This is a genomic window from Erwinia sp. 009765445, assembly GCF_058137865.1.
Window position 1 is genome coordinate 128,876 of the sequence record NZ_JBYUWC010000002.1, and the last position, 25,607, is coordinate 154,482.

Below are 25,607 nucleotides of genomic sequence, written 5' to 3' on the forward strand. Positions count from 1 at the left end.
TTATAAAAGGAAGGTCTGTCGGCAGAATTTTTACTCAGTGAATATGCCGCCAGACGTTAATTCCGCGCCGTATGGATTGTCGTGGGTATTCCTTAACGATTACTGATTACTCACTGCTGATAAAAAAAGCCGCTTGCATCGAAAGCGGCTTTACTGTTTGCGGGAGGTGATAATCAGACAACCTGCTTCAGAATCGCAGCAAGCTGGGTACGGTGCTCGCTGTCAATTTCACGGGCGGCGGAGTAACCGGCATTCTGCATAATCATTTCGTTCAGCCCGACCAGCCAGTCATAGATGTAGTAGGCGGCGTGGTTATTGGGCTTCAGCGCCAGGCGGGTCAGACGCTTGCCCGGCCCCAGGCTGGCGGTCTGCGTTTCCGGCTTGGCGAAAATGCGCTGTCCCCGGTTGATTTTACTTTCCGGACGCTGGGCTTCCGGTACGTGCTGAAAGCCCAACCAGGCAACAAAGTCGCCCAGTACGCTCAGCGCACGGGAAACCTGACGATCGGCAATCATCTCGGCAGGTGCGCCCGGTGCTTCGTTATCGGTGAGCATTTTCACTAACGCCGCTTCCGTATCCAGTCGAATACTGGCGGTCACCAGCTCTTCAGTCAGCATCTCCAGCGTCGGTTTACTGACGCCCAGAAGTTCGAGCAAAGCGCCGTGATCGGGTAGCTGACGCAGCACGTTAATCCAGTGGCGGTACACCCGCTGTGCAAATTCCGCTTCCGGTTCTTCTTCCTTCGCGTCTTCTTCCGGGTTGAGCAGGCCGGAGATCGGTTCATTGCTCAGCAGATCGATGCTCATGCCAATGCCAAACGGATCGTCTTCGGTCAGGGCAAACTTCTCGGTCACTGGCCGTTCGCCCGGATTCCGGCGCTGCAGGAAGAGATGGCGCAACGTCTCACGGGCCGGCAATAACCGCTCCAGCAGCTCGCCATGCACACCAGTTCTGGCCTGCAGGGCTTTCAGCAACGTTTCGGCAATGCGCAGACGCGCCTGCGGTTCCTCTTTTTCGGACGCCAGATACCAGCGGCCCAGCAGGTTTTCCGCCAGCTCGCGACGGACTTCGTCCTGCTGTTCCTGCAAACGTTCCAGCTTGGTTTCGCGGCGAACTTCGGTCGTCAGCCAGCCCGCCATGCGCTTCACGCCTTTATCGTCCATGGCCAGCATTGAACCCCAGGCATCGCCGGGATTTCCCACATAACGCTGCACTGCGGCATCATAATTCTGCCCACGGGTCACACGCTGGTCGAACGGCGTCAGCGCCCAGATCAGGCCAGGCTTGCGGCGACTGCGAACCTGACTGTTTTCACCCTGAGTCTGCTTCACCCAGTTATCCAGCACGCGGCCAACGGTTCGGGTATCAGCCCGCTGACTGGAAGCACTGCACACCATCAGCAGATTAACATCCTGGCGCTCGGCGGCGCGGGTCAGCAGGAAAGGGCGTTTGGCGATCAGGAAGGCCAGCGCCAGTTCGTGATCTTTATCGTCCGGCAGCACGGCAGGCTCTTCGAAGCCCGGGAAATCGAGCAGATCGACCGTTTCAAACAGGGTTTCTTTCGGTGCGCTGTAGAGCGGCATCCGCACTTCACGGCTGAGCAACGTCAGCTCGGCCAGCGCCAGATTGACCGGCTGCAGGCCACGACCATTGTGTTGCGGCACCACCTGGATCACCCGATCGGAGGAAGCATTGAAGTAGCGCAGGCCATTGCTGTTCAGCACGCTTAGTGAAGCATCTTCCACTGCGGCCAGCGGCGCAAACACCTGCCGGGCACCGGACACATGATGCAGCATGTGAGCCAGCTGGCGATAGAGACCGGTCAGTTCGCGGTCTTCACCCCAGAGCAGTGAAAAGAGGCGGGCACGATCGTCAACGCCCAGCATCGGGGCCAGTTCAACGGCCAGCGGCCAGAAATGGGTCTCCAGCGCCTTACTGCAGCAAAGCTGCGCGGCAGACAGCCGATCCCACAGAGCGACCACATCATTACGGGTCAGCCCTGCGATTTCCTGCGGCTGGCGGTACATGGCGACGTTTTTCAGGCGTTCCGCTATCTGCTGTTCATCCAGCACCACCGCCTGTTCGCCGCCGCGTCTCGCCCAGACATCGGCAAGGATTGCGGCCAGCTCTTCTTCACTGAGCAGTGCCAGCTGAACCGGCCACTCGTTATCCACGCGCGCCTGCTGACCACTGTAGCGGGTCACCATAGTGCCGGTTTGTTGCTGCGGGTTCAGCAGGTTATAGTCAAAATTCGCCCCGCCAAGGGCAATCTCCATCCGGCCTTTATCACTGGCAGCCAGCGCTGAGATCAGATAAGACTTTCCCGCCTGAGAAAGACCAAAGAAGCCGATCGCGCACTCTTTGCCGCTGGCGACGGTAAGGTTGCTAGCTTTATTGCGCTGGCGGCGCAACCTGACGCTGAGGCGGTCGGCTTCCATATTCAGGCGCGGTGAGGTTTCGCGGGCGCTCTCCAGCCAGGCAATCGACTGATCGATGCCTTTGGCCAGCGTATCCAGTTTTTTGCCGAACGTGGCCGACAACTGCTTGGGCGTCAACGGTTTCATTTCTTGTATACGCTCCCACTGTCAATCCAGTAATGGGTTAATCCCGATCCGCTGCTGGCTAAGGTATTCAGCTTCAGCCGCAGTTGTTCCAGCGGAACCCGCGTGCCATCATCCAGCGTGGCGTCGGCAATTTCAAACCGCTCCGGGCCAAATTCCCCGCTGGTTTTGGCAACCGCCAGTTTAATTTTCAGCACCTTATCTCCGGCCACGCTGCGCGCCAGCTGAGGATCGGCAATCGACAGCGTATAGAGCGGTGAGGCTGGCCAGCGGTCGTTATCCAGCTGACGGAAACCTAAGGTCAGCGAGCCGCGCACCTGGAAGCGTTCCCGGGCGTCCAGACCGAATTTCTCATCGTCCAGATCGATATCGGCATACCAGACGTTATCGCTGCTCAACGATCCGTTCCCGTCCAGCATCCCGAGATAGCGGATGGTGGAATAGGGCTGGAAGTCACCGGCTTTAAACCAGAAGTTGGCAAGCCGCAGATCCAGCGACAGCAGACACAGCATCGCCCCGACGGCAGCGGTGGATTTCGGATTCTCAATGCGCCCCTGTTTGTTAAAGGGATACCAGTCATTGGTATGATAACCGTCCAGCGAAAGAATGCGGCTGACCGGCAACGGCTGCAGATGGCGGAACAGCGCCTGCACGCCAGGGAAGCGTGACGGACGACCGGTCAGCAGCAGCACGTCACAGTCATACACGGCAACCACTTCAGACATCGAGCGCAGGCTGTGGGTGATATTCATGCGCGACGACAGGAACTCAGCGTGCAGCTTGCTCAGCTTAACGATCAGCGGCACTCGCAGAATATCGAACTCTTCCGCTTCGTTCGGCAGCTCGCGCTGGATCTCACGGTTAATGTAGTCGAGCAGCTTCTGCGTCGGCGTTTGTGACAGCAGCTCCTCGAAGCGGGCATCGATTTCTGCGTTCAACTCCAGCGGGTCGAACTGCTCATAGGCTTCCAGGATCGCCTGACCAACCGGAATAAAAATCTGCAAAGTGACCTGCTGGCGCAGCGTGGAGTGCCCATCGAGCCTTCCTTCATGCCCAAACAGCCGGGTCATTACGCCTTCAGGATTGACCATGCCAGCCTGTTTAAAAGCGGTCTGCAGCGCGGGAAGAACGTACAGCTGGATCACATCCAGCAGAATATCGTCACCAGCCAGCTTGAAGCCTTCGCGGAACAGCAGGCGAGGCATGATTTTCACGTTGTTACCAACGCCGTCATCCAGCCGGTACTGGGTAATCGCCAGGTCGGTGGTGCCGCCGCCAATATCAATTGAGGCGATGCGCAGGGTTTTACCCACTGGCTCATCGGCGGCACGGGCACGGTCCGGGCGGGCCATACTGACAAAGAATGCCTCAGCGCGACCGCCAAAATTCACCTGGGTTTCGTTGTAGAGATAGACCATCTGGCCGCAGGTCGCTTCGTCCCACTCCATCTGAACTTCCGGCACCGGCACGTGGCTTTTCGCTTTGTCCTTCGCGGTGGAAAAGTCGTCATCAGCCGGATGCCAGCCCATCGCTTTCCACACCAGGGCGATAGCTTCGATCATCCGGCGGCGGAAAATTTCACGCTCCGGCTTTGGCATCGCCGAAGGCAGCGTCAAAATAATATTGCGCAGCTGGCGCGGAGCGCTGCTGTGCAGCATTTTCTGGCGCTGGGCCGGGCTGTTCATCTGCATCAGCGCCTGCGCCAGCAGTTCAGAGAGCATAAAGCTCATGACCGAACTGCGGCTGTACTGTGGAGAAAAGACCGGCAGACGATCTTCCAGCGGCTGGTTGTACAGCGGCTGGCCCTCATCGTTGACCAGATTGGTCACCGGAGCCGCCGTTGCCAGCGGTTCCTGAGAAGCGTTGCCCGGCGTGCGGCTAAAACGCCAGCCCGGGGTGTAACTCTCTTCATCCCACAGATAACGACGTGGGCTGGAGATGCCGGTCGCCCCTTCGGTGCCCAGACGCTGTAGCGCAAGATGGCTGGCTTCACGGCCCACTCGGATGATAGAAGGCCAGATAAAAGCGTCTTCACGGCCGCTTTCTACCGAGAAGTTTTGTTTGCCAAAGCTGGCCTGCGCAAACTCAACGCGGCTTTCAAACAGCTCGTTATACAGCTGATGTGGCTCACTCAGGTTACGCAGGTGCAGCTCATAGGTATGTTTGAGGCCATGGTGATCGTCAACGTGATCTTCAACCATAATGCCGCAGGTATGCGAGTTGCCGACATCGAGGATTAAATCCACCGGAACGGCGGGTTCTTGCAGTGTGGCGGCGCTGATTTTCAGTGCCGGCAGGGAAAGCTGATTGCCCAGCATATGCAGGATATTCAGATAGTGCGCCTGATACTCAAATTCACGCAGGGCGGTGCGGATGTTAACCTGCGGCCGCTGCTCAATCTGGGAAGCCTGCTGGCTGAACACTTCACGTAGCCAGCCGTCGATCCAGGTGTGATCCAGAAACTCGCCCAGCTCATCGCTGCGGTGCGCCAGCGCAAAACTGACGCCGTTTTTCACGTCGCTTTCATTCAACGCCAGCGATTCATCTTCGCCTTCCGCCCAGACGCGGGTTTCGAATGCCAGGCAGATGCGGTGGGTATTGCCGTTGGCGTCTGGTTTTTCCAGTTCGACGATCTGTACCCGCGCCCAGTTATCCGGCCCGCCGATAAAAGTCCGCGGCGGATTAAAGCGGAAATAGGGTAGCGGCAGCCAGATGCCGTTCAGCAGATCCAGCGACTGTTCCAGCGGAAAACTGAACTCCGGCTTGACCACTTCAGGCGTACCACCCACGCCAATCGGCAGCAGATATTTACCGCTCTGAGCATTAAAGTTAAGGCGCAGCAGCGGGCCGTTTGCGGTCTGCCGCACAAATTTCCCCGGCAGGTCTGCGTACAGCTCAGGCGTCAGAGCAAAGTCGAGGAACTGAATGCCGCTGTTGTGGATCAGCGTCATATTCGGTTTAAAATCAGCGATCGTCGCCAGCATCATCATTTACTCTCGCGCTTCATCGTCATCGGTAACACCGTATTGGCATCGTACTGGCCGCTGCACTCTGCGGCACCGGTAGCCCCTTGCTTACAGACCAGCTCAGGCATCTGATAACGGGAGCCGTCGCTGCACTTCGCTTTGGTGCGGCTGTTGATCACCAGGTTGCCTGATTTCATCAGCCCGGCATACACATCCACACGGCAGCTGATCCCGTCGCCCTGGGTGATCTTCGCAATGCCCTGGCCGTTCTTCATCTGATAACGCAGGCTGGGTGGTTTGCCGGTCAGTGGATTTTTTCCGCCGACAATCACGCGCCAGTTACCGTTCAGGAATTTGGTTGCCCCCAGTTTCACTGCATCTGCTGGCATCACTAAATCGTCTTTCGCCGCCGGGACGGCCGGTATTTCCTCTACCGCAGCCGGAACTTCAGCTACAGGCGTTGGTGTCGGAGCGACTTCGTGCTGGGGGGCGGCTACGCTGGCCGGTGCCAAAGGCAGAACCGGTTTTTCGATTGGCACAGGAGATTCAGCCCTGGCCTCTGGTTTCACGTCAGGTTTAACGACCGGGGGGGCTTCTGCCTGGGTGTCGGCCGGTTTGCTTTGAAGTTTCACCTCGGCAGGTGCCTGAGCCGGGGAGGAGATATAGCCTTCAATCTGCACGCCGAAAGCGACCAGCAGCGCGGCTGCCGGGAGCATCCAGCCGTAACGGATCAGGTTGCTGCGAGTCTTTACCGGAGCGATTGCTGGCGGAGCAGGTTCCACAACGGGTTCCTGCACAACCGGTTCAGGCTCGCTTTCAACCACTTCTGGCTCTGCCGGAATCACTTCCGGAGCCGGAGCAGGCACAATCACCGGCGCAGCAGGGGCAACGGTGGCGGTCATCTTCGACAGGCTGAGCGGCGGAGTATCGTCTTCCTCCACCGTGCGCAGGCAGTCCAGCGCATCCTGACGGGATTTTTTATCCAGGCTGACAAAGCCCCAGAAGGTCAGAACCGGTTTACCGCCAACCAGATAGACAAAGTTCTGATCGGGAAACTGCAGAGCTTTCGCCAGCAACGCGCCGAACAGCTTCTGGCTGTTTTTTTCGGACTGCAGGGCACGCTGGCAGATGTCGGCTACAGCCTGCTGGCAGGCAACCAGCTGGTTCAGGGCGTGTGCGCGGGCGCTGTCGCTGGCGGCTGCCCAGGAGGTCACCTTACCGGAAATGGGTGAGTACCAGTCAAGCCGGTCACCGGCATCGTTGGGTTGGGGAATGGCCAGGCAGTCAGCGATTTGTTGCTGTTTTCTCAGGCGCAACGTTTCGCGCAACTGCAGGGCGGAAAGATAAACGGGCTGACCGTTCTCGCCGAGGGGCAGAACCGCATCCAAACTTCCGCTGCGTAAGAATGATTTTGCCACGCAAAAAAGACCTTCTAGTCAGATGTCAGGAGTGGAAAGACGTTTTAATTCAAATTTATCCTTACTGTAGTCGAGTGGACTTAAATCAAATGCGGAAATAAGAGGGTAAACCAGTGATTACTTTCGCAATGAGAATGGCAAAAGTCAGAAAAGCCTTCTTATTCAAGAAAAAAACGGCGGATGTTACACCGCCGTTAAAGTTTAGCAGAACGAATAGATTCGCCTCAGCAAACGCGATTTTAACCCCTGCCAGCAGAGGGTTCAGACTGGGGTCATCGAAACCTCCTGCAGCGTGGCGTACAGTTTGTCACGGTCGTGCCACTCTTCGATTTTCTGCTGACCGATCAGCAAAAAACGGTTGCAGCTGGCTGCGATAAGCTCTCTGTCATGGCTGACAATCAGGGCAGCTCCGCTGAACTCGCTCAGCGTCTTTGCCAGCTGCTTCTTGCCGTCCAGATCCAGATGGTTTGTTGGTTCATCAAGCAGCAACAGCGAATAACGAGCCAGCGACAGCCCGACAAACAGCAGTCGGGAATGTTCACCGCCGCTTAAGGAACTGACTGCCTGATGATGGCGGATATAGGGGAATCCGGCGCTGATCAAGGCCATTTTACGCTGTTCACTGGTCAGAGGCGCAAATGCGGTCAGGGCATCGCTGAGTGACTCTTTTTCATTGAGCTGCATCAGCCGCTGATCGTAGTATCCAGGCTCAACGCGAGGGTGAAAAACAATCCCGTCCGTTGGCTGATGAAACGCCTGCCAGACAGCCCGCAACAGCGACGATTTTCCTCCGCCGTTGGCACCGATGATCGCCACCCGGTCGCCGCTTTTGATCTTCAGATCCGCCACGGTGTACAGCACGGGGCACTGATGCGAGGGCCGGACTGGCAACTGGTTCAGCGCCACCAGCCGGTCAGCTGGCAGGGACTCGCCCTGTAACGTCAGACGCCAGTTTCATCCCTCAGGGCAAGCTCTTCCAGCGCCTGGCTGCAGGGCAGATGGAAACTGTGCAGCGTTTTGTCGCGCATGATCCAGCTGTGATTCGTCACCCTGTCGAGCAGATAACGATCGTGCGAAACCAGTATGAAACTGCCGTGCCACTGGTTCAGAAACTGCTCCAGCCACAGCAACGAAGGCAGGTCAAGATGGTTGCCGGGTTCATCAAGCAGCAGCAGGTCAGGCTGCAGGATCAGCGCCCGCGCCAGCAGCAAACGGGAATGTTGACCCCCGCTGAGAGTGCAGGCCTGTTGCTGCCAGAGGCTGTCGGCAAAGCCAAGCTGGTCGAGGAGCATTTCGGCCTGCCAGCGGTCGCTATGACGTTCGCTTACCGGTAGCTGCGCAGCCACCGCGTCGATCAATGTCATGGCCTCGATTTCAGCAGGAAGGTGCTGTTCGATATGCGCCATCAGGCAATTATTCGCCAGAGTAATGCTGCCGGTCAGCGGGTCGAGTGTGCCAGCAAGCAGGTTCAGAAGGGTACTTTTACCACAGCCGTTATGGCCAATAAGGCCAATACGATCTCTGCGTGACAGTGTCACCGACATCTGGTGCAGAAGAGGGCCTGAGGTATGGTCAAAAGTGAGTGATTGGGCAGAAAGTAGTGTGCTCATTGCTTAATCCAGAGTTACAGGCATAGCTATGCCCGTCGTCAATAAACGCTGACGACAACCCGGTAAGCCGGAGAGAAGGTATGTGGAATTTAAACTTCGCTCAGGTCAGGTTATCGCAGCACGATGCCGGAAACGCCTGAGCAGGAACGAATACCAAAAGTACGTGAAAAATGAATTTCACAATACTGCATGGTGGCCTCCTTTTTATCAGTTAAAAGTGAATCAATGCCTGAATTATAAGCAGGTTTTTTCTTTACCGGCAAATAATGCAGTGATGGTTCATATCCGGGCGAAGATGCACTTCAGATGCAGCTTAAATTTTTCTCACTTCTACTGATAACCGATTATGTGACGAATACTATAAATATGAAAAAAGGTTACAGCATGATTGGTATCATTAAATCCGGGGTTTTAGCCAGGCTTTCCCACACCCAAAAACACTCTAAGGCCACGCTGAGTTCACTGAATGAAGCGATAGCCATGATCGAATTCACGCCGGACGGCCACATCCTGACGGCAAACATATTGTTTCTGGAAAAAATGGGTTACAGCCTCAACGAAATAATAGGTAAGGGGTAATGGGAGCGAAGCTGCAATATGACGAAATTTGTGGTATACAGGAGTAAAATCAACTGTATCTTTTAATAGTTACATATATCGGAGTACATATGGATAACTGGCAGGAAAAACTGAATGGAAAGATCTCTGGTTGTTGACTCCTGAGTAAGTTCCCTTTTGTCTGGGGACGTACTGATTGTCACAAAACTGGATCGCCTTGGACGCAAATACGAAGTTGTAGCAACGACAGGAGCAACATAAGCAAGAAGCGCCATAGCAGCAGCTGCCATCCCGCTCAGCATCCAGGACTCCACTTCCAGCATCAGCGGCCCCCAGTCCCCTGTTTCATATCCCTCGATACTTTTCTCCCGGACCTTCTCTATTTTCATCACCACATCGGTAACTTTGAACGCTTTGCCAAGATTTCCGAGCTTATTTGCCATGTCCTGCGCATTAACATTCTTCCACGCATTAATAATCACATCCTTATCCGCCTTGTTGATTTTCATGCCGGGATTAGAGGTGATTTTGTTGAGAGAGTCCATTGCGTCATCATAACTGCGGATCGTTTTACCCTGGAAGTTCTTTATATCATCCGCAATTTCTTTAGCTATTGCCTTATATTTATCACCAAGATGCTCACCAATCTTGTCACCCATATCAGCAATCAGTTCACTGGTTTTGGTAAGCGCTTCTTTTTCATTACTTGCTTTTTCAGCTGCTTCCTTTTCACGCTGGCGCGCCAGTTCTTCCTGCTCTTTTCTTGCCTTTTCTTCTGCCGCACGCCTGGCCGCATTTTCTTTTTCAGTGGCATCTCGTTTTGACCTGGCTTCTGCCAGCTTATTATCAGCCTGAACCTGATTGTTTTGTGCCGCTTCCATTGCTGCATTAGCATTATTTAAATTTGCATTAGCTGCGTTGAGTTGATTATAGGCTGCATCAAGTTCCCCCTTTCTGGCATCCATGGCTTGCTTATCCTGTGCGGCAACTGACCCGCTTCCATGAAAGCGGTTATGCCTCATCCTGCTCCCCAGGCAGGGGAACGACTTTGCTACACTCCTTCCTGACTGTTAACCGGAACTGAGGTAAAGAATGAAAATTAAAAGTTACGCCGCGATGCAAGCCGGTCAGGCTCTTGAACTGTATGAGTACGATGCTGCAGATCTGACGGCAGAAGAAGTCGAAGTTGAGGTCGAGTACTGCGGCGTCTGCCATTCTGACTTATCGATGATCGACAATGAGTGGGGCATCTCCCGCTATCCGACCATTGCCGGGCATGAAGTTATCGGTCGCGTTTCCGCCCTGGGCGAAGCGGCAAAAACGAAAGGGCTCTCTGTGGGACAGCGTGTGGGCATTGGCTGGACCGCCAAAAGCTGCCAGCACTGCGATGCCTGCATCAATGGCGAACAGGTGAACTGTGAAGAAGGCAGCATCCCGACCATTCTTAACAACGGGGGCTTTGCCGAGAAGCTGCGTGCGGACTGGCAGTGGGTGATCCCGCTGCCGGAGAAACTGGGTGCGGCGAGTGCGGGTCCGTTGCTGTGCGGCGGTATCACGGTGTTTAAACCGCTGCTGATGAGCAACATCACCGCAACCAGCCGCGTTGGCGTGATCGGCATTGGCGGACTTGGCCATATCGCCATTAAACTTCTGCGTGCGATGGGTGCCGAAGTGCTAGCGTTCAGTTCCACGCTGGACAAAAAGCAGTCTATCCTCGATATGGGAGCCGATGAAGTGGTGAACAGCCGCGATCCGGAAGCGCTGAAAAAGCTGGCAGGGCGGTTTGACCTGATCCTCAGCACCGTGGCGGTGGATCTGGACTGGAAACCTTACTTCGACGCGCTGGCACCAAAAGGCAAGTTCCACACCGTGGGCGCGGTGATGAAGCCTTTCCAGGTTTCAGCTTTTGACCTGATTATGGGCGATAAGGCCGTCACCGGCTCTTCTACTGGTTCGCCGGGGCAACTGCGTTCGCTGCTGAGACTGGCTTCACGTGCCGATATTGCACCAAAAGTTGAATTCTTCCCGATGTCGAAAATCAACGACGCGCTGGACCACGTTCGCGCCGGTAAAGCAAATTACCGTGTGGTGCTGAAAGCCGATTTCTGATTTTCACATGTTTTTACAGGATCCAACATGGCAGATCATGTTTCGAAAGACCCTTTGCATGGCGTAACGCTGGAAGCCATCGTAAACGCATTAGTGGCCCACTATGGTTGGGCGGAGCTGGCAAAACGCATCAACATTAATTGCTTCAAGAGCGATCCCAGCGTTAAATCCAGCCTCAAGTTTCTGCGCCGGACGCCCTGGGCGCGCAAAGAGGTGGAAGATCTGTATATAGCTACGCAAAAATAATTAAGCAACGCCACGGACAACAGGAGAGTCTGCCCGTGGCGTTTTCAGTTTTAGCGCAGATCCCCGATGTGCTTATGCACTATCCCAGGAGTCCGTTCATCCGGAATACGTTCTACCCTGCCGATGAGGAAAGTAAAGGAGACAATGCTGAGCGCCACTACTGCAGCGATATACACCAGGCAAGGGGCGAAGCCGTAATATTGCGACAGATAACCGACCACGATTGGCACGGAAACGCCGCCCAGTGCGCCAAAGAGATTAAAGCAGCCGCCGCTCATGCCAATTAAATGCACGGGAGCAATGGACGACACCAGGGACCAGGCTTGAGAAGCAAAGCCATTACCAAAGAAGGCCAGTGCCAGTAAGCCAACGATTACATTGATATTCGTGGTGTAGTTCGCGCCAACAATGGTCATTGACAGCATCAACCCAATCAAAATGGGCGTCTTGCGGGATACGCCGATCGACAGGCCGGACTTCGCCATTTTATCGGCCAGAAAGCCGCCGCCGATCACTCCCAGAAATCCGGCAATAAACGGGATGGAGGTCATCAGGCCGGTGGTGGCTAAATCAATATCCCGGCCTTTACTGAGATAGGTTGGGAACCAGGTGAGGAAAAACCACACGGTAGTTGCCAGCGCAAACTGCACGATATAGACCCCCAGCAGCTTCGGATGGAGCACCAGCTTCCACTCCTTACGGGTTAGTTTACGACGTGACGCTGAATTTTTATCCGTTGCTGTTTCACCATCGGTAATAGCTCCGCCTTTAATAATATGCTGCCGCTCGGCCTCATTGACTTTTTTATCCTGATGAACGCTTTTATATTTCACCAGCCAGAACAGCGACCAGAGAATACCCACGCCACCGGTGATAATAAAGACCCAGTGCCAGCTTAATACATGCTGAACCCAGATCAGAACCGGTGTGAAAAAGGCCAGACCAACATATTGTCCGGACGTATAGATAGCAATTGCCCCGGCTCTTTCCTGCTCGGGAAACCAGCTACTGATCACCTTATTATTGGTTGGAAAAGAGGGCGCTTCAAACATGCCTGTAATGGCCCTCAGACCCAGCAGCGCAGCGAAACCATTGGCAAAACCCTGCAATAAAGTGGCAACAGACCAGCCCAGAATGGCGATAAAATAGGTGACTTTAGATCCCATTAAATCAAGGAAGCGTCCGCCAGGCAGCTGAAAAAGAGCATAAGTCCAGCCAAAGGCGGAAAATATATACCCCATTTGCACCGCCGATAATCCGAATTCTTTTTCAATTTCGGACGAAGCAATAGCCAGGTTGGCACGATCGATATAATTTATGATCACTGTAATTAAAAGCATAAAGGCGATCAGATACCTGCGTCGACCAGGACGCGCAGCAGAAGTCGGGGCCATAATAGATTCCCTGATAGTGAGCCAGAATGGCAGGCTGATGCCTGCCCTGATCGCCATTAGAGTACAAAATGACCATCTTGTACTACAATACTGATCACAAAAACTACAACTTGTCATTTTAAGTGTAATGAATCAGACAACCCCTTTTCCCGTGCTGCACGGCGGTAAAGGGTGCTGCGCGCTACGCCCAGCGCATGTGCTGTTTTGCTGATATTGCCGTAAAACGCTGCGGATATTCGCTAAAAACATCAGTAATAAATCAGTTTTAAGTCTGTCTGAGCGGACGAATTAAGGATTGCAATGATCAGATTTGCGGAATAGAGGAATAATATGAATTGCTAATGGAAAAATTACCGCTGCAGCAAAGGTCGCGCCGAATGTCCGTTTGCGCTTTACGCCAAAACATGAGAAATCGTCAAAACATCTGCGTGAAGGGCTGGTGGATCTGGAGATCGGCGTGCCGGGCGAGATGGGGCCGGAAGTGCGTTTACAGGCGCTGTTTCGCGACTATTTTGTGGGCGTTGTCCGCAAAGGACATCCCCTTGAGTCACTGGCTGAGATTACCGCCAGCGATTATGCAGCCTGTAGCCATGTGGTGGCTTCCCGCCGGGGAAATATGTGCGGACCTGTTGACGAGGCGCGGGCTGAACTGGGGCTGAAGCGAAAGATTGCTGCGGTAGTGCAGAGCTTCCCGGCCGCTTTGACGGTGGCACACTCTTCCGATCTGGTCGCGTTGGTTCCTGCATCGCTGCTAATCAACCAGCCGGTGGAGGGGAGAAGCAAGCCAAATCCCACCCTTTTCGCCTTTGCGCTGCCGGTCAAAACCAGCGGAATAACCATTTCGCAGATGTGGCATCCCCGTGCCGAGGTGGAACCAGCCCATCGCTGGTTACGACAGCTGGTACTGACCGTCTGTCGCCAGCAGGTACCTGAAACACTCAGTACACGGTAATCAGCTTGCATGCTGCTGCAGTATCTGGCGCTGAAGAGGGAAATATGAAGAGAATAAGGCCTTTCTCAGAAAAGGCCTCCTGATTTCAGGGCTGACGAACCAGCGCGCGGGTTTTATCCAGCAGGAATGGTCGCAGGTAGCCGACAGTGTTCGACAGCAGCAGAACATCTTCAGAAACGTGGATATTCAGCACATCGCGCAGATACGCCTTTCGCGTCTCCATCCGCTGCCAGACTTCCGGATAATCATCCTGCAACTGCTGACGCAGGCTGGCATCTGCCAGCGCAACAGTATCTTCGATGCTGCAACCCGCATAGCCTGGCAGAGAAGGGATGATATCGATCTGGAAGATCATTCCACTCACCAGTTCGATCGCGGACTGAGGGTAAACCGGTGAACAGAGCCACTCTTCATCCGCCACCAGATGGCCCGGGTTCAGATGCCAGTGATACTTCGCTTTCGGCAGCACAGTTTCGATGGCCTGATACAGTTCGCCGCCGGTCAGTCCGGTACGCAGCGTTTCCAGCCAGGTAGTGACGGCCTGATAATAGGGGATCGCCAGCGCCGGAAGGTAATCCGCCACCGCAGCAGGCAACTCACTTTCGCTGGCGACGACATAAGCTGCACGGCTGCTCAGGCCACCTTTATAGCCCACTGTCAGCGAGAATTTATCGCCTTTGCTGATTAGTTTATCTGAAGGATACAGACAGGCGTTCGCGAAGCGGTCACCGGTGGCGGCGACCATCACCACGTTGCCAGGCTGGCCTTCAGCAGAAAGAAGCTGACCAATCTCTTTCTCACTTTTTCCCGGTTCAATGCTGTCCAGCGCCTTCAGGATCCGGGTTGAAGCGAGATTCGCACCATATTCGTAAAACGTGATTTCACTGGCGGTATTAATGCGTCTGGCTCCAACCGCCGGAGAGGTAAACAACGGGGTGGCATTGACCACAGCACTGCGATTGCCAGCCGCGGCAATCACAGCATCCAGGATGAAGGCGGGGACATCAAACAATGTGGCGTTGTCCTGCAACTGGCTGGTAAACAGTTTCCAGCCAGCCACTCCCGTTTTACTGCCGGGCTGAAGACCTGCCGCCGCCAGTACCTCCACCAGGGGGCGTTCGTTATCCATTGGCTGGTTGGGCAGGGAAAATGCCGGAGCATGCAGGCATTTTCCCTGATTACGGGCATAAGGCACCAGTTTCAGGTTCTCATTGCCCATGATGTAAGTCAGTTCGCCCTGCGCATTCAGGGTCAGCAGCGCCTCTTCAAACCGGGGAATAAAACCGGCGAGATATTCAAAGTTGCCGCCGTGCTCTTTGTCGGCGTAAATCACCAGGAAGTCCAGGTCGTGCTGTGTCATACCTTCGAGCACTTTCTGCTTGCGCGAGGCCATGACGTCATCGGCGATCGCCGGAATTCTGACGTTGGGGAAAGTCGCTGGTGCGCTGATAACGGTCAGCTTAAATCGTTCGGTGGAGACGCTCATTTTTATTCCTCAAAAATAATCACGTAAAAAGGATCACTCCCGGCCGCTCCCTGCCGGATTGTTATTTTAATTCTTACAGGCGATGGCAACTTTTAGCGAATTCTCTTTTAGCGGTCAATCCTGGGAACTCTGGCCTGAGCTGTGAAACGTGTAAAGTTTCTTCAGTGAAGAGACGTCGCGGGCAGGATGAAGCCCGCGACAGTAGCGATCATTTGACTGACCGCAAATGAGCCAGGGTCTGCTGAATAATGTCAGCAACCTGCGCCTGAACCTCTTCACTGCTGCCATGATAGTGGTGCAGCTCGCTGCGCAGGGCGTGAATAGCTTCGGTCAGCGCCGGGCTGTAAGGCTGGCGTTGCTCGAACATCGCCTGGTTAACCGATTCACTCTGACGGGCAAACAGCGCCAGCTCATCGGCACCGAACTTACGGCCACGCAGGAAAGAAGGGCGATCGCGATGACCAGCATCATCTCCACCCCGACCGCGCCCATGTCCGCGATGTCCGTCACGGCGGTCAGCCCGGCGATCGGCATAACGGGGATGATAGTCCTCCTGGCGTCCTTCATTGCAGTCAGCGCCACGTTTGCCCCGGTGATGATGACGATGGTCCTCACGGTGTCCGTCATGACGGATCCGCTCTTCACGCATGGCGCGACGCCATTGGGCAAACATCATTTCCAGCGCCTCTTCCCGGCTTTCCGCCTCGTTGAAGCACTCACTGCGGCCATCTTCTGAATGGTCGTGTTTGCGATGGCGACCACCGCGACTGTCTCTAAACATAAATGACTCCTGATAAGTTGAATGTATCTTACGATAATAAAAAGCAAGAGGCAGGGCATAAAAAAGAGTGGGATGTACTGAACACCAGTGAATGAGCACTGGTGGGAAAGGGGAGAATTTGAACCGGAGAATGGCTAAGGGTGATGAGAGGGCTTAACACTTCACACGGCCTGTCACTCTGCGATATTCAGAGCAACAGGCCTGATTCCAAAAAGAACATCTTCAGCAGGTTAAAGTCCTGCCGTCACAATTTTTGCCGCGAAAGCTAAAACATCTTTCCGGGCTTTGGCATCCTGAACTGGCTGAGTAAAGTAGGTCACCAGAATCAGCGGGTGATGGTTTGGCGGCCAGATAACAGCGATATCATTGGTCGTGCCGTAATCGCCGCTGCCGGTTTTATCACCGACTACCCACGTGGCAGGCAGACCGGCCCGAATGCTTTGAGCACCAGTAGTATTCCCTTTCAGCCACTCAACCAATTGCGCACGCTGTGCTTCACCCAGTGCCTTACCCAGAGTAAGCTTGTGCAGGCTGTTTGCCATAGCCAGTGGGGTGGTGGTATCGCGTTTGTCACCCGGGATGGCCGTATTCAGCGTGGGTTCAGTACGATCCAGACGAAAAGTCTTGTCGCCTATGGATCGTGCAAAACGGGTGACTTTATCCGTTCCGCCCAGATGGGAAATAAGTTTGTTCATGGCGGTATTGTCACTGTATTGCAGTGCTGCGGCACTCAATTCGCCCAGCGTCATCTCCTTTCCTACATATTTCTCCGTAATGGGATTATAGTTAACCAGATCTGATTTTTTGATATTAACACTATGATTCAACAGGTTTTTTGTTTCACTTTGCTTTAAAATAGCCGAGACTGCCATCACTTTACTGGTGCTGCACAGTGGAAAACGTTCATTACCACGGAAGAGGATTTGCGAATTATCTGCGGTATTGATCAGGGCAACGCCCAGACGCCCCCCGGCATTTTTTTCCAAATCAGCCAGCTTCTGCTGAATATCTGCCGTCGTACCTGCCCACGATGGAACAGTGCCAGAAAGAAATAGCATTATTGCTGTGGCCTTCAGGGCCGTGTGACGCCATGTCCGTTTAATCATCTCAATCCTTATCTACAGAAATCCCCTGGCAAAGCAGCGCCAGAGCGTGTTTAACAATCATTTCCCTTTCGATCTTATCGGCATTTTTCCCAAGGCGGGCAAGGGGAACAAGCACCAGACTCATCAGTGAAACCATCAGCAACTGGGGAGAAAGGCCCGGATTAAGTCGGCCAGCCTGCTGCCAGCCTTTGATAATGCTGAGCACTTTTTTCCGCTCTTCTTTGCCATAACGCTCATGCATCCTCTGCTTTAACAGCGCTTCATCGCTGGCCGCTTCCTGCATCCACAGTGGGGCAAACCAGCTGTTTTTCTGCGCCGCTTCGGCAATTTCTGTCACCAGCAGGCCAATGGCAGTAACAGGATCGTCAGCATTGGCCACAAATGCCTCAAATATCCGGCCACGAAGAGGGGCAAAACGTTCCTCAATAACGCTATCCAGCAGCGCTTCGCGTGAACGGAAATAGTAATTGAGCATAGCAGGGCTGACGGCCGCCTGGCGGGCGATGGCGTTGAGGGACGTTTCTGCAATGCCCTGGCGGGCGAACAGATGTAAAGCGATATCCAGCAGGTGTTCCCGCTGTTCAGCATTGATAGCGCCCCCGCGCGGGCGGCCCGGCTTACGAACAGGTTTTTTTTCTGGTTCAGGGTCGAAATGTTCTTTCAGTGCGGTCATCTTGTGCCTGTCCGTTGTGTTCTGATAATCTCTGCGCTAAATATTAATTGCGCATTTAATTAATTACAAGTGAGTGTCGTTATGGACTCTGAACTTTCCGGCCAGCAGCAAGACACGCTGGCAAAAGAGCCGTCGCTGCGACTGCTTTTCACCGCGTTACTACTGGTGATGCTGCTGGCCGCTCTTGATCAAACGATTGTCTCAACCGCGCTGCCGACCATTGTCGGGGAGCTGGGAGGGCTCGATAAACTCTCGTGGATCGTGATTGCTTATACTCTCGCGTCCACCGTGGTTGTCCCGCTGTATGGAAAATTTGGCGACCTGTATGGCCGCAAGCTGGTGCTGCAAATTTCAGTGATCCTTTTTCTGGCTGGCTCGGCGCTGTGCGGCCTGGCTCAGAATATGGATCAGCTGGTGATCACCCGTGCGATCCAGGGGCTGGGTGGCGGGGGACTGATGGTTGTCAGCATGGCGGCGATTGCCGATGTGGTGCCTCCGGCTGAAAGGGGCCGTTATCAGGGGCTGTTTGGCGGTGTTTTCGGTCTGGCGACGGTTATTGGCCCGCTGATGGGCGGATTTATCGTTCAGCATGCTTCCTGGCGCTGGATCTTCTATATCAACCTGCCGCTGGGGCTGTTTGCTCTGTTGGTGATTGGCGCGGTGCTGAAGCCGGGCAGTAAACGCAAACAGCATGAGATTGATTATCTGGGCGCTATCTATCTGACCATGGCGCTGCTGGGCGTCACGCTGTTTACCAGTGAAGGAGGAACCGTACGGGAATGGTCGGATCCTCAGCTGTGGTGCATTCTGGCTTTCGGCGTGGTGGGGTTGATTGGTTTTATCTATGAAGAACGTCTGGCGTGGGAGCCGATCATCCCGCTGACGCTGTTTCGTGACCGCAGCTTTTTGCTGTGCAGCATGATTGGCTTCATTATCGGCATGTCCCTGTTTGGCAGTGTGACCTTCCTGCCGCTGTATTTGCAGATTGTCAAAGAGGCTACACCTACTCAGGCAGGTATGCAGTTGCTGCCACTGATGGGCGGACTGCTGCTGACCTCGATTATCAGCGGCAGGATTATCAGCCACACCGGAAAGTACCGGTTATTTCCGATTACCGGCACCCTGCTGGCGGTTGTCGGGATGGCGCTGTTGACCACTATCAGCACGACTTCGCCAACCTGGCATCTGTACCTGTTCACCTGCGTGATGGGGATGGGACTCGGCATGGTTATGCAGGTGCTGGTTCTTGCCGTGCAGAATACCGTGTCGCCAGATTTAATGGGTGTGGCCACCTCCGCCGTAACGTTGTTCCGTTCGGTGGGCGGTTCTATCGGAGTAGCATTGTTTGGTGCGGTATTCAGCCAGGTATTAAAAACGGGGCTGGAAAAATTGCTGCCTGAAGGTGCAGAGCTGCCGCGTTCCCTGAATCCTGAGGCTATCCGTCACCTACCTGAAGCCATCCACAACGACTATCTGCAGGCTTTTGGCAACGCCATTCACGCGGCGTTTTTGATGGCGGCAAGTCTTATGGTGGTGGCGTTTGCGTTGTCGTGGTTAATTCCCGAGGCCCCGCTGAAAACAACAGCAAAGGAGAGTAAAAATGGTGTTTCTGCATAGCGTTTCATATTTCTTTGGTGGTGTATTTTTGACTAATGCAGTGCCGCATTTTATCAGCGGTGTGATGGGCAAACCTTTTCAGAGTCCGTTTGCCACACCGCCAGGAAAAGGGCTTTCTTCATCGATGGTCAATGTTCTCTGGGGATCCTTTAATATTGTCGTGGGCTATCTTCTTGTTTGTCAGGTTGGCGATTTTCACCTCCGGGCGGCGTCCAGCATCCTGCCTTTTAGTCTGGGAATGCTGGCGATGAGCCTGTTCAGCGCATATCACTTTGGCAGCCAGAATGGCGGCACGGCCAGCTCGCTCAACTCTGCCAGCGGGAGCCACGAATAATGCAGCAGAAATTCAGCGGTTCGGAAGCTGGCTCTTTGTCGCCGATCGCATTCAGGAATTTTGCCCACCAGATTTAATGAGAGGAAATATACGTTGCCCCTGCATGCGCAGGGGGCACGGCAAAATTCTCCTTCATTCGTCTGACTTCTTCCGCCGGAGGCAGGCCAAACAGCCGTTTGAATTCGCGGTTAAACTGCGAGGGGCTCTCATAGCCTACCGCATGGCAGGCTGCGGCGGCCGTCATCTCCTGGCGAATCATCAGTAATCTGGCCTGATGCAGACGGGCAGACTTCACGTACTGAATCGGAGAGGTCTGCGTGACCGCTTTAAAATGGCTGTGGAATGTCGGCACGCTCATGCCCGCTTCATTGGCCAGGTGAGTGATGTTTAACGGCTGCGCATAGCTGGCATGAATACGTTGCAACGATCGGCAGATTTTGCCGAACTGTCCCTGCATATTCATCGAAGATCTCATCGCATTTCCCTGAGGGCCAGTCAGAATGCGGAAGTAAATTTCGCGCATCAGAGCCGGACCCAGCATCGCAGATTCCAGTGGGATGGTCATAGCGGTCAGAAAGCGCAGCACGGAGCCTTTCAGCGCCTCATCCATCGGGCTGGACATCATGCTTTGTGGGCCAGCGGCGGGGGCGCTCAGCCCCAGACGGTCGATCTGAATCATCAACTCGGCCGCCACCTGAAAATTCAGATGCAGATAAATCGCCAGCAAAGGCTCTTCCGGAGAAGCATCCGTTTCCATCACAAAAGGCACTGGCACAGAAACTGCCAGATAATTCTGCGCATCATAAAGATAAACTTTATCGCCGAAATAGCCCCGTTTGCAGCCCTGGCAGACAATAACGATACCGGGATCGTACAAAACCGGCGTGCGCGCCAGCGGGCGATCTGAACGCAGAATTCGCACGTCAGAAAGCGCGGTCAGGTTATAGCCTTCGACCGGGGCCAATTGCTTTAGCAAATCTACCATCTGTTGCTTATCTGTCATGATTTCAGTCATCAGCTCATAGGATCAGGCAAGAAAAGGAGAGTATACGGCCTGATAATCGCGGCCACCGGAGAGCAGTATGTCACCATTCTACCTGACAAGAGGAAATACCATGACAATGTCTAAAATTCTGTTAGTGACCGGCGTCAGCAGCGGCTTTGGCCTCGCCCTTGCTAAAGAAGCCCTTGCCGCGGGTTGCCACGTAGTCGGCACCGTTCGCAGCCAGCAGGCAAAAACAGACTTTGAGGCCTTGCACCCTCAGCGTGCCAGCGCCCGCATTCTCGACGTAACAGATTTCGGCTCGATTAATGGCATCATCGATGAAATTGAGGCCAGCGTCGGCCCGATTGACGTGCTGGTTAACAACGCGGGTTATGGTCATGAAGGGGTGATGGAAGAATCCACACTGGAAGAGATGCGTCAGCAGTTTGACGTGAACGTTTTTGGCGCTGTAGCCATGATAAAAGCTGTGCTGCCAGCCATGAGGAAACGCCGCCGGGGCCATATTCTTAACATCACCTCGATGGGCGGGTTTGTCACGATGCCCGGCATCTCTTTCTACTGTGGCAGTAAGTTCGCGCTGGAGGGGATTTCTGAAACGCTTGGCAAAGAGGTGCAACCCTTTGGTCTCCATGTTACGGCCGTGGCACCCGGCTCGTTCAGAACTGACTGGGCAGGCCGGTCAATGGTCAGAACTCCACGTTCGATCGCGGATTATGACAGCCTGTTTGATCCGGTGCGTAAGGCGCGGGAAGAGAAGAGCGGCAGGCAGTTAGGCGATCCACAGAAAGCCGCGCAGGCTATGCTTGCTGTGATTAATTCGGCCTCGCCTCCGGCGCATCTGCTGTTAGGCAGCGATGCGCTGGGGCTGGTAAGGGATAAGCTGGCGGCGTTATCTGCAGAGATGGATAAGTGGGAAGCACTGACGCGCTCCACTGATGGCTGAGAGCTGACTCAGAGTAGTCTCAATCTGCCAGCTCAATCCCCAGACTTTCCAGCAGGGAAACCGCTTCAGTGCGGGAAAATTTAGCCCCGGTAATGATATTGTTCAGGACATTGAGAGAAAAATCCCAGGAACCAGTAAAGTCTGCGGTCCGCAGGTTGGTGTTGCCGAACAGGCTCCCGGCGAGATCGCAGCCGGTTATTATTGCGCTGGTCAGATCGCACTCTCTGAAATCCACCTCATTCACCCGACACTCCTCCATCTTCACGCGCTGCAACGTCAGCCCAAAAAAGGAAGCGTTGGTCAGGATACATTTGCTGAAGCGCAGTTCAGGATCCAGGTGGAAGGGCGGCCAGTGCGCCCGTGTCCAGTCCACACCGCTGATTTTGCATTCGGTAAATTCAACGGCAAACAGGATCGCCCCTGGAAACCCGGCCACGCTCAGATTGCAGTGGCTGAACGTGCAGTTGGTGAATTTGCAGCGGGCAAATTTTGTCGAAGTGAAGTTGCAGTGGTCAAACTCACAGTCTTCAAAGTGGCTGTTTTCCAGTTCCGATGAGGATAAATCCAGCTTGCTGAATGATTGATCCAGGTACTCTTCATGACTGACCAACTTTTCCATGCAAACCCCGACTAATGCTAAAAACCGACTTCGGATTTCCAAAATTGATGTCCGGGATAGTAACGTAATCAGCCTGCAATGACAAAAGCAAGACCAGAAGAAAATGGCATTAAAATTCAACGATCCAGAGCGCAGGGAAGTCTGGCAGGCTTATTAAATAAATATCATTAATTTTCACTTTAATAAATTGAATAACCTTTTTCCGTTTTGTTATTTGCAATCCCGTCAGCCTCCGATAGATTGAATTTCCTTTTCTACCAAAGTATATAATAATTAATCTAAACGGGAATGAATGATGTACGTGTTCCACTTTGAAGAAATTCTTAACTATAAAGATCAGCTTAAGTCAGCACTGGAAGTCACCCTGAAATTAGCTTCAGGTTCAATTATCTGTACGTTATTGCTGAGTGCGCTACTGGCTTATGGTGTGGTTTATGGCTCTGTCTGGATAAAAAGAGTCATTAGCGCTTACATTGAAATCATCAGAAATACACCTATTCTGATTCAGCTTTTCCTGGTGTTTTATGGTGCGCCGCTAATCGGTATCCGACTGGATTCCTTTACTGCTGCGATGGCCGGTATAGTGATTAATTCCACCGCCTACACCACGGAAATTTTCAGAGGGGGTATTCAGTCCGTTGATAAAGGCCAACGTGAAGCGGCGAGAATTTTAGGATTAAGCCCGCTATATATCTACTTTATGATTGTTTTTCCTCAGTCTTTACGTGCCGTGTATCCGGCAATGACCAATCAGATGATCATCCTGCTTCTCAACACCAGCGTCTGTTCCTTTATTGCTTTGAATGAGCTGACCGCAGAGTCGATGAGTATCGCATCGGATACCTACCGGATGTTTGAAGTTTATATGACGATGGCGGGCATGTATTTGATTCTCACCGTCCTGACTGTCGGCATTTTTAAGTCAGGGGAGTCTCTTTTCCTGAAATGGGATAAAAAATCATGACCGAATTCAGCTCAAACGATCTGTGGCTGATCATTGCCTCGACCCGATGGACGCTGGTTCTGACCGCGCTGGCCTTTGTCGGAGGGCTATCCGGAGGGATTCTGGTGGCGCTGGCCAGAACCAGTTCGTTATTTCCCCTGGCCTGGCTGTCTGCGGCCTGTATCCGTTTTTTTCAGGGAACACCCCTGATGATATTGCTGCTGCTGTGCTTCTTTGGCCCGGCGCTTTTTATGACAGCAGACGTTTCACCCTTGCTAAGTGCGGCCATTGCGTTGTCGCTGTATGCCAGCGCCGGTATTGGAGAAATACTGCGGGGAGCAATACAAGCCGTGCCCATCGGGCTGCTGGATGCAGCAAAAATTCTTGGTCTTAATCGTCGTGACACTTTTGTGTATATCACGTTGCCACAAACCCTGAGAACAGCAACGCCGTCGCTGGTGGGTTTTTTGATCCAACTGATCAAAGCAACCAGTCTGGCATCGGTAATAGGCTTTGCCGAATTATCCCGTACTGCTCAGATCATTAACAATCAGACATTTCGCCCATTTTTGATTTTTTCAGTTGTTGCAGTGATTTATTTTATTTTGTGTTGGCCTCTCTCCAGGTTAGGTAAAAGACTGGAAGTTAAATTCAAACAGTGACCAGTAAGGATTAATAAATGAAACCAGGGTTAATCAGTAAAACAAAAATAATAGTAATGGCATTGGTCTTTTTTAGTTATTTATTCAATATAGCTCAGGCGGCAACAGACGGTAGCCTTGAACGTATTCTCTCCCAGAAAAAACTGGTGGTCGGCGTGATTAATCAGTGGCCTCCTTATGGTTCGGTTGATGATAAAGGACAACCCGTTGGTTATGAAGCTGATGTGGCCCGTCTTGCCGGGAAATATCTGGGGGTCGATGTGGAGCTGGTTCCCGTGACTTTCCCGAATGCCATTCCATTTTTGCTGACCAACAAAATTGATGTCATTTTTGCCATGCTTGGCGTGACGCCAGAGCGGGCGAAGCAAATCGCGTATTCGCAGCCCTATGCTGAAAATGATATCTCCATCCTGGCGGCCCAAAAGACCAGTATTCATAGCCCACAGGATTTAAAAGGGCTACGAATGGGCGTTTCACGAGGGACTTCAGCAGAAAAAGCCACTCTGGCGGTGGCACCGGCCGAAGCGCAAATCAAACGTTTCGATATCGATGCAGACAGCATTCAGGCTTTCGTCTCCGGTCAGACCGATACTGTTTCCACTTCCAGTCTGCTGCTGCCGATCATCAACAAAGCGAACCCTTCATTACAGGCTGAAACCAAGATCTTACTGCGCACACAATATCAGTCCGTGGGTCTGCGCAAGGACGACGCTGAACTTCTGCGCTGGATGAATACATTTATCTTCTACATCAAACAGGATGGAGAGCTGAATGCCATCCATCAAAAATGGTTAGGAAAACCGCTGCCGACTCTTCCAACTCTTTAATAAACTGGCCTGAACGGGAACTTATTCAATGGCAGATAACACCGTGCAGCACACAGCAGAGGATTATCACGTCGAGATATCCGATCTGAAAAAGAGTTACAACCTTGTCCCGGTGCTGAAAGAGATCAACTTACGGATTAAAGCGCGCGAACGTTTAGTGATCTGTGGGCCTTCAGGGTCAGGCAAGTCAACCCTGATAAGGTGTATCGGCGGGCTGGAGTCCTTCGACTCCGGCCAGATGACCGTCTTTGCCAGAGCACAGGCTCCGGGTACCACAAACCATCCTGGCCATAAGGGCCGGATCAGTATGGTTTTTCAGTCCTTTAACCTTTTTCCGCATATGTCGATCCTGACTAACTGCACGCTGGCTCCCCGCCGGGTACTAAAACTGACCCGGCAGGCAGCAGAAGAGCGGGCGATGAGTTACCTCCGCCGTCTGGGCATCGCTGACCAGGCCACGAAGTATCCTTCGCAGCTATCCGGAGGACAACAGCAGCGTGCTGCCATCTGTCGTGCGCTCTGTATGGAACCCGAAGTGGTGCTGTTTGATGAGCCGACTTCCGCGCTGGATCCGGAGAAAGTCAAAGAAGTGCTGGCGGCGATGACCGAACTGGCAGGAATGGGGATCACCATGGTTTGTGTTACCCATGAGCTGAATTTCGCCCGACAGATTGCGGATCGCGTGCTGTTTATGGTTGAGGGCAGGATAGTTGAAGAAGGGTCTCCGGACGCACTCTTCGACTCGCCTCAGACCGTCCGGCTGCAGCAGTTCCTGAGTAACGTGCTCTGAAGGCAC

20 protein-coding genes and 4 pseudogenes are annotated in these 25,607 nt (G+C 53.5%); 11 read left to right on the forward strand and 13 right to left on the reverse strand.

The window, feature by feature from the left end:
* Positions 1–173: 173 nt before the first annotated feature.
* The 4 genes and pseudogenes from AC3Y5R_RS02625 to AC3Y5R_RS02640 form a co-directional block, all read right to left on the reverse strand.
* On the reverse strand, positions 174–2,564 hold the full coding sequence (locus AC3Y5R_RS02625; protein WP_489920019.1) for a virulence factor SrfC family protein: 2,391 nt from the start codon (positions 2,562–2,564) through the stop codon (positions 174–176).
* Positions 2,561–5,545 carry a virulence factor SrfB gene (locus tag AC3Y5R_RS02630; protein WP_489920162.1) on the reverse strand — a complete coding sequence of 995 codons (2,985 nt, stop codon included), beginning with the start codon at positions 5,543–5,545 and terminating at the stop codon, positions 2,561–2,563. The genes AC3Y5R_RS02625 and AC3Y5R_RS02630 overlap by 4 nt, the downstream gene beginning before the upstream one ends.
* Before the next feature lie 2 nt (positions 5,546–5,547).
* Entirely contained in the window at positions 5,548–6,945 is a 1,398-nt protein-coding gene (locus AC3Y5R_RS02635; RefSeq protein ID WP_489920020.1) for an SrfA family protein, read from the reverse strand.
* Positions 6,946–7,206: 261 nt separating this feature from the next.
* Positions 7,207–8,555, reverse strand: a pseudogene (locus tag AC3Y5R_RS02640) (ATP-binding cassette domain-containing protein).
* Between the two features lie 366 nt (positions 8,556–8,921).
* On the opposite strand from AC3Y5R_RS02640, the gene AC3Y5R_RS02645 reads away from it, so the two are divergent.
* Positions 8,922–9,134 (forward strand): hypothetical protein, encoded by a 213-nt coding sequence (locus tag AC3Y5R_RS02645; RefSeq protein WP_489920021.1) that lies wholly within the window; start codon positions 8,922–8,924, stop codon positions 9,132–9,134.
* A gap of 62 nt (positions 9,135–9,196) precedes the next feature.
* Here AC3Y5R_RS02645 and AC3Y5R_RS02650 read toward each other — a convergent pair.
* Positions 9,197–9,829, reverse strand: a pseudogene (locus AC3Y5R_RS02650) (colicin-like pore-forming protein); the annotation flags it as partial.
* Between the two features lie 376 nt (positions 9,830–10,205).
* Between AC3Y5R_RS02650 and ahr the strand changes: the two are divergent.
* Both ahr and AC3Y5R_RS02660 read left to right on the forward strand, forming a co-directional pair.
* Positions 10,206–11,222 (forward strand): NADPH-dependent aldehyde reductase Ahr, encoded by a 1,017-nt coding sequence (gene ahr, locus AC3Y5R_RS02655; protein WP_489920022.1) that lies wholly within the window; start codon positions 10,206–10,208, stop codon positions 11,220–11,222.
* Between the two features lie 27 nt (positions 11,223–11,249).
* Entirely contained in the window at positions 11,250–11,468 is a 219-nt protein-coding gene (locus AC3Y5R_RS02660; RefSeq protein WP_489920023.1) for a VF530 family protein, read from the forward strand.
* 50 nt (positions 11,469–11,518) lie between these two features.
* On the opposite strand, the gene AC3Y5R_RS02665 is transcribed toward AC3Y5R_RS02660, so the two are convergent.
* Complete coding sequence (locus AC3Y5R_RS02665; RefSeq protein ID WP_489920024.1) at positions 11,519–12,862, reverse strand: MFS transporter; 1,344 nt, start codon at positions 12,860–12,862, stop codon at positions 11,519–11,521.
* A gap of 113 nt (positions 12,863–12,975) precedes the next feature.
* Positions 12,976–13,086, reverse strand: a pseudogene (locus AC3Y5R_RS02670) (helix-turn-helix domain-containing protein); the annotation flags it as partial.
* Positions 13,087–13,211: 125 nt separating this feature from the next.
* On the opposite strand from AC3Y5R_RS02670, the pseudogene AC3Y5R_RS02675 reads away from it, so the two are divergent.
* Positions 13,212–13,814: pseudogene (locus AC3Y5R_RS02675) on the forward strand (LysR substrate-binding domain-containing protein); the annotation flags it as partial.
* An 85-nt stretch (positions 13,815–13,899) separates the two neighbouring features.
* On the opposite strand, the gene AC3Y5R_RS02680 reads toward AC3Y5R_RS02675, so the two are convergent.
* The 4 genes from AC3Y5R_RS02680 to AC3Y5R_RS02695 form a co-directional block, all read right to left on the reverse strand.
* On the reverse strand, positions 13,900–15,300 hold the full coding sequence (locus tag AC3Y5R_RS02680) for a M24 family metallopeptidase (protein ID WP_489920025.1): 1,401 nt from the start codon (positions 15,298–15,300) through the stop codon (positions 13,900–13,902).
* Between the two features lie 208 nt (positions 15,301–15,508).
* Positions 15,509–16,081 carry a hypothetical protein gene (locus AC3Y5R_RS02685; protein WP_489920026.1) on the reverse strand — a complete coding sequence of 191 codons (573 nt, stop codon included), beginning with the start codon at positions 16,079–16,081 and terminating at the stop codon, positions 15,509–15,511.
* Between the two features lie 230 nt (positions 16,082–16,311).
* Positions 16,312–17,187, reverse strand: a complete 876-nt coding sequence (gene bla, locus AC3Y5R_RS02690; RefSeq protein WP_489920027.1) for a class A beta-lactamase — start codon at positions 17,185–17,187, stop codon at positions 16,312–16,314.
* Between the two features lies 1 nt (position 17,188).
* Positions 17,189–17,860, reverse strand: coding sequence for a TetR/AcrR family transcriptional regulator (locus AC3Y5R_RS02695; RefSeq protein ID WP_489920028.1), 672 nt, complete (start codon positions 17,858–17,860; stop codon positions 17,189–17,191).
* 81 nt (positions 17,861–17,941) lie between these two features.
* On the opposite strand from AC3Y5R_RS02695, the gene AC3Y5R_RS02700 reads away from it, so the two are divergent.
* Positions 17,942–19,477: an MDR family MFS transporter gene (locus AC3Y5R_RS02700; protein WP_489920029.1), complete on the forward strand. Its 1,536-nt coding sequence runs from the start codon at positions 17,942–17,944 to the stop codon at positions 19,475–19,477.
* Positions 19,461–19,811, forward strand: a complete 351-nt coding sequence (locus AC3Y5R_RS02705) for a hypothetical protein (RefSeq protein ID WP_489920030.1) — start codon at positions 19,461–19,463, stop codon at positions 19,809–19,811. The genes AC3Y5R_RS02700 and AC3Y5R_RS02705 overlap by 17 nt, the downstream gene beginning before the upstream one ends.
* 73 nt (positions 19,812–19,884) lie before the next feature.
* On the opposite strand, the gene AC3Y5R_RS02710 is transcribed toward AC3Y5R_RS02705, so the two are convergent.
* Entirely contained in the window at positions 19,885–20,814 is a 930-nt protein-coding gene (locus tag AC3Y5R_RS02710) for an AraC family transcriptional regulator (protein WP_489920031.1), read from the reverse strand.
* Positions 20,815–20,926: 112 nt separating this feature from the next.
* On the opposite strand from AC3Y5R_RS02710, the gene AC3Y5R_RS02715 reads away from it, so the two are divergent.
* On the forward strand, positions 20,927–21,760 hold the full coding sequence (locus tag AC3Y5R_RS02715) for an oxidoreductase (protein WP_489920032.1): 834 nt from the start codon (positions 20,927–20,929) through the stop codon (positions 21,758–21,760).
* A gap of 19 nt (positions 21,761–21,779) precedes the next feature.
* Here the strand turns inward: AC3Y5R_RS02715 and AC3Y5R_RS02720 are convergent, their stop codons facing one another.
* Positions 21,780–22,379, reverse strand: coding sequence for a pentapeptide repeat-containing protein (locus AC3Y5R_RS02720; RefSeq protein WP_489920033.1), 600 nt, complete (start codon positions 22,377–22,379; stop codon positions 21,780–21,782).
* A gap of 292 nt (positions 22,380–22,671) precedes the next feature.
* Between AC3Y5R_RS02720 and AC3Y5R_RS02725 the strand changes: the two genes are divergently transcribed.
* Genes AC3Y5R_RS02725 through AC3Y5R_RS02740 form a run of 4 tightly spaced genes read left to right on the forward strand, consistent with a single transcriptional unit; the run spans position 22,672 to position 25,601 of the window.
* A complete protein-coding gene (locus AC3Y5R_RS02725) occupies positions 22,672–23,343 on the forward strand; it encodes an amino acid ABC transporter permease (protein ID WP_489920034.1) in 672 nt (223 codons plus the stop codon).
* Positions 23,340–23,984 carry an amino acid ABC transporter permease gene (locus AC3Y5R_RS02730; RefSeq protein ID WP_489920035.1) on the forward strand — a complete coding sequence of 215 codons (645 nt, stop codon included), beginning with the start codon at positions 23,340–23,342 and terminating at the stop codon, positions 23,982–23,984. Before AC3Y5R_RS02725 ends, AC3Y5R_RS02730 begins: the two co-directional genes overlap by 4 nt.
* A 17-nt stretch (positions 23,985–24,001) precedes the next feature.
* Positions 24,002–24,811: a transporter substrate-binding domain-containing protein gene (locus tag AC3Y5R_RS02735; protein WP_489920036.1), complete on the forward strand. Its 810-nt coding sequence runs from the start codon at positions 24,002–24,004 to the stop codon at positions 24,809–24,811.
* A gap of 28 nt (positions 24,812–24,839) precedes the next feature.
* On the forward strand, positions 24,840–25,601 hold the full coding sequence (locus tag AC3Y5R_RS02740; RefSeq protein ID WP_489920037.1) for an amino acid ABC transporter ATP-binding protein: 762 nt from the start codon (positions 24,840–24,842) through the stop codon (positions 25,599–25,601).
* Positions 25,602–25,607: the final 6 nt, after the last annotated feature.

Coding starts and splice junctions, on each gene's coding strand:
- AC3Y5R_RS02700 (WP_489920029.1), top strand. CDS start 17,942: ATGGACTCTGAACTTTCCGGCCAGCAGCAAGACACGCTGGCAAAAGAG.
- AC3Y5R_RS02660 (WP_489920023.1), top strand. CDS start 11,250: ATGGCAGATCATGTTTCGAAAGACCCTTTGCATGGCGTAACGCTGGAA.
- AC3Y5R_RS02665 (WP_489920024.1), bottom strand. CDS start 12,862: ATGGCCCCGACTTCTGCTGCGCGTCCTGGTCGACGCAGGTATCTGATC.
- AC3Y5R_RS02735 (WP_489920036.1), top strand. CDS start 24,002: ATGAAACCAGGGTTAATCAGTAAAACAAAAATAATAGTAATGGCATTG.
- AC3Y5R_RS02710 (WP_489920031.1), bottom strand. CDS start 20,814: ATGACAGATAAGCAACAGATGGTAGATTTGCTAAAGCAATTGGCCCCG.
- AC3Y5R_RS02730 (WP_489920035.1), top strand. CDS start 23,340: ATGACCGAATTCAGCTCAAACGATCTGTGGCTGATCATTGCCTCGACC.
- AC3Y5R_RS02720 (WP_489920033.1), bottom strand. CDS start 22,379: ATGGAAAAGTTGGTCAGTCATGAAGAGTACCTGGATCAATCATTCAGC.
- AC3Y5R_RS02680 (WP_489920025.1), bottom strand. CDS start 15,300: ATGAGCGTCTCCACCGAACGATTTAAGCTGACCGTTATCAGCGCACCA.
- AC3Y5R_RS02715 (WP_489920032.1), top strand. CDS start 20,927: ATGACAATGTCTAAAATTCTGTTAGTGACCGGCGTCAGCAGCGGCTTT.
- AC3Y5R_RS02685 (WP_489920026.1), bottom strand. CDS start 16,081: ATGTTTAGAGACAGTCGCGGTGGTCGCCATCGCAAACACGACCATTCA.
- AC3Y5R_RS02695 (WP_489920028.1), bottom strand. CDS start 17,860: ATGACCGCACTGAAAGAACATTTCGACCCTGAACCAGAAAAAAAACCT.
- ahr (WP_489920022.1), top strand. CDS start 10,206: ATGAAAATTAAAAGTTACGCCGCGATGCAAGCCGGTCAGGCTCTTGAA.
- AC3Y5R_RS02630 (WP_489920162.1), bottom strand. CDS start 5,545: ATGCTGGCGACGATCGCTGATTTTAAACCGAATATGACGCTGATCCAC.
- AC3Y5R_RS02645 (WP_489920021.1), top strand. CDS start 8,922: ATGAAAAAAGGTTACAGCATGATTGGTATCATTAAATCCGGGGTTTTA.
- AC3Y5R_RS02705 (WP_489920030.1), top strand. CDS start 19,461: ATGGTGTTTCTGCATAGCGTTTCATATTTCTTTGGTGGTGTATTTTTG.
- bla (WP_489920027.1), bottom strand. CDS start 17,187: ATGATTAAACGGACATGGCGTCACACGGCCCTGAAGGCCACAGCAATA.
- AC3Y5R_RS02725 (WP_489920034.1), top strand. CDS start 22,672: ATGATGTACGTGTTCCACTTTGAAGAAATTCTTAACTATAAAGATCAG.
- AC3Y5R_RS02625 (WP_489920019.1), bottom strand. CDS start 2,564: ATGAAACCGTTGACGCCCAAGCAGTTGTCGGCCACGTTCGGCAAAAAA.
- AC3Y5R_RS02740 (WP_489920037.1), top strand. CDS start 24,840: ATGGCAGATAACACCGTGCAGCACACAGCAGAGGATTATCACGTCGAG.